The organism is Mesorhizobium sp. M7A.F.Ca.AU.001.01.1.1, from assembly GCF_004022735.1.
GTDB lineage: Bacteria > Pseudomonadota > Alphaproteobacteria > Rhizobiales > Rhizobiaceae > Mesorhizobium > Mesorhizobium ciceri.
In genome coordinates, this window is the sequence record NZ_RZPF01000848.1 from 1 (window position 1) to 2,502 (window position 2,502).

Here is a 2,502-nt window from a genome sequence, read left to right on the forward strand (position 1 = left end):
GAGCATGCAATCGCATGATGACCCGAACCAACAACAACCCACGTGCGGAATGGAGGATCACATGAGTTACAGGACGTTCGACCGACCGGTTCTTGTCAAGAATGGCGAGTTCATTCAAGAAATAGGGTGCCTCGACGATGCGTTCGACTTCTTTGACGAGTGGCCAAGGGAGCGGCGGGGTCCGATTTTTGAAACGGCCTTTCGAGCTTGCCAGCGTGCTCACGACGGCCAGGTTCCGCTGACAGTGGCGCGCGATGCCGTCGCCGGCTTCGCAAGATCCGTCAAAATCTTGCAGGACCCGCTTGCCCAATTCCCTTGGATGGACGGCACAAGGTCAGGTCGTGGTGGGGTAATCGCTTAGCCTTGATAAGGGGCGGCGCCATCAGGATGGTCCGGCTGCATGGTCGTCGTTTCCGCATCGCTACAAGGTGAGCTGCCCTGCCAGCTCACCTTTGGCGGGCGGTTGTTGTTCGCGCCGTTAGTACGGTTTTTTGGCGGGCGCGTCCGCGTCGCCATCAGCGGCATGCGACACTATCGCAGATTATGCCACGGCCCTCAGCGGAGGCTCCGCCATTGTCCCTAGGCCGTCGCATTCCGTGCAGGCCCCGTCTTTCCGGGGCAGCCACCCCGATGGGTTCCCTGCGGGCAGCAGTGCCCGTTTGACGCATACCATTTGGAGCAGTCGAAAACCCTGCCGCTGCCATGACAGCGCGGGCATTCCATATTCGATGAAATCATACCAATTCTTGCCCAACCCAAACGCACTCGCCCCATGCCTCAAGTAACAGGAATCATTGCGCTTTCAAGCACATTGCCCTGACTTAAATTGGGGGGATCGACGGATGGCCGGCATCGATGGCGAACTATCATTGCGCCGTAATTGAGTTGCTCGTGAAAATCTTGCTCGTCACAAGCCGGGTTGGGCATTGGTCGGCACCAGCAGGCTGCGCCGCCTTGTCCGGTTCCTTGTCGGCAGTGACAGCGACTGCGTCGCCGGGCTGCGCGTTGGCGGCCTGTGTGGCCGTGGACGCGAAGAGGACCGTCTGAGTGATGAGAGCCGAAACCGCGGCAACCTGAACCAGCACGGCGGCAAGGGCGATCTTCTTGAGCATGCGAGAAAACGCTCTTTGGCGCTCCCGGTTCCCCCATTCAGGTTTTCGGCTTGCTGCGGGAACAAGGGACCGGCAGTGCGGTTAACTCGATTATGCCGAGCAAGATCAAAGAACCACCATCGAAGCCCGAACCGGAGAAGCTACCTGTCCGACGTCGGGACAAAGAAGCCCCGCCAGAGCTTGAACATGTCGACCCGCCACCACGAGATGTGCGAGAGGCACCGGCACCCAACCCGAACGGTGACAAGAGATGAAATCCTGATGAGATCGCCGTGAAGAGATCGCCGTGATCGAAGCGCGCTGCATAGCGGCGCCAGGTCAAGTTGAGGATCAACCTGCGGCTGCCTGCGGTTTTCCAGACATGCCATAGATCAGCCCCTATGGGCGACCTGACCGTCTCAACGCTTTGAAGAATTTGGCTCCCCGGGCCGGACAAGTTCGTTAAATCGAACCGGGAAAAAATAAGCCAGAAAACCCTTTAACTGCAATCGCTTATGCGACTTCTTCCCCAAAGCGTCGACCGCCTTGGTGTATCTCAAGGGGTAGCAGCGGTGTATCTCTCAGTCAAGCGGAATGACGTTCCTTGGTGATTACTGAGATTGCAAATCAACGTCGCTCCTGCAGGGCCACTACGCCGTCAGCTACCCGGAAGTACGTTGTCAGCAGGGGAGAGATGGTCCGGAAGGCGTTCGCTTGTCCAGCAAGGCCCTCGACCACACTCGACATCTGCCGTGTCACGTTGGCGAAACTCCTGTAGACATCCTTCAGGCTCTTTGATTCGGGGATCACTGCAGAGAGGCCACCTGGTCCCCTGAGTTCAGTCAGGTATGCAAATTGCTGCTGCGAGAGTTCCTCATTAGGGAGAAAGGGAAGCACAGCTTCCATTTTGTTGGCTGCGTCTGCAAATAGCTGGGCGGCTTGTTGGAACTGCTCTCTACCAGCCCCAAGACCGGCGGCCCCCTCTCTCTCTCGAAGCCCTTCGATGACCTTCGCAACGCCGTCGAGTGCAGTGGCACTTGCTTCCCGGGACCGTTGTGTCGCTTCGGCGCTGCCGACGAGGACGTTGCCGAACTCTCCGGCGTGCACCCCTGCACAGAGTGCCAGATAGATTAGCACCAGAGCTATGAGCCTATTTTTTGCCACACCATGTCCTTCTCATTTCCTCATAGTCGTCTGTTATTCTCTTCTCCTTAAGAAGCTCGTCCCATGCGGTAGCCACCGGAGCCTTGTCGAGCAAATCGCAAAAATCCTTGCCGAAAGCAGCGCCTATCTTCTGGTTGATTCCGCCAGCGTGAAGTTGCCTGAAGACCGATAGATAGAAATTCAGCATTTGCCAGAGGTCGGTTTTGGCTTCCTCCTTCTTCCCTGCGGGCAATGTGCCCATAATCAG

General features: G+C 57.4%; 5 protein-coding genes. 1 reads left to right on the forward strand and 4 read right to left on the reverse strand.

Features of this window, described 5'->3' with window-relative positions; all coding sequences use genetic code 11:
• The coding region (locus EN884_RS39905) for a hypothetical protein (protein ID WP_245492029.1) at window positions 1-223 on the reverse strand (223 nt) is incomplete at its 3' end.
• Here EN884_RS39905 and EN884_RS32830 point away from each other — a divergent pair.
• On the forward strand, window positions 122-361 hold the full coding sequence (locus tag EN884_RS32830; protein WP_245492028.1) for a DUF982 domain-containing protein: 240 nt from the start codon (window positions 122-124) through the stop codon (window positions 359-361). The genes EN884_RS39905 and EN884_RS32830 overlap by 102 nt on opposite strands.
• Before the next feature lie 505 nt (window positions 362-866).
• Here the strand turns inward: EN884_RS32830 and EN884_RS32835 are convergent.
• The 3 genes from EN884_RS32835 to EN884_RS38835 all read right to left on the reverse strand — a co-directional run.
• Window positions 867-1,112, reverse strand: a complete 246-nt coding sequence (locus EN884_RS32835) for a hypothetical protein (RefSeq protein ID WP_063168150.1) — start codon at window positions 1,110-1,112, stop codon at window positions 867-869.
• Between the two features lie 606 nt (window positions 1,113-1,718).
• Complete coding sequence (locus EN884_RS32840; protein WP_063168149.1) at window positions 1,719-2,255, reverse strand: hypothetical protein; 537 nt, start codon at window positions 2,253-2,255, stop codon at window positions 1,719-1,721.
• On the reverse strand, window positions 2,242-2,502 hold a 261-nt coding region (locus tag EN884_RS38835; RefSeq protein ID WP_164895308.1), incomplete at its 5' end, for a hypothetical protein. The genes EN884_RS38835 and EN884_RS32840, both read right to left, overlap by 14 nt.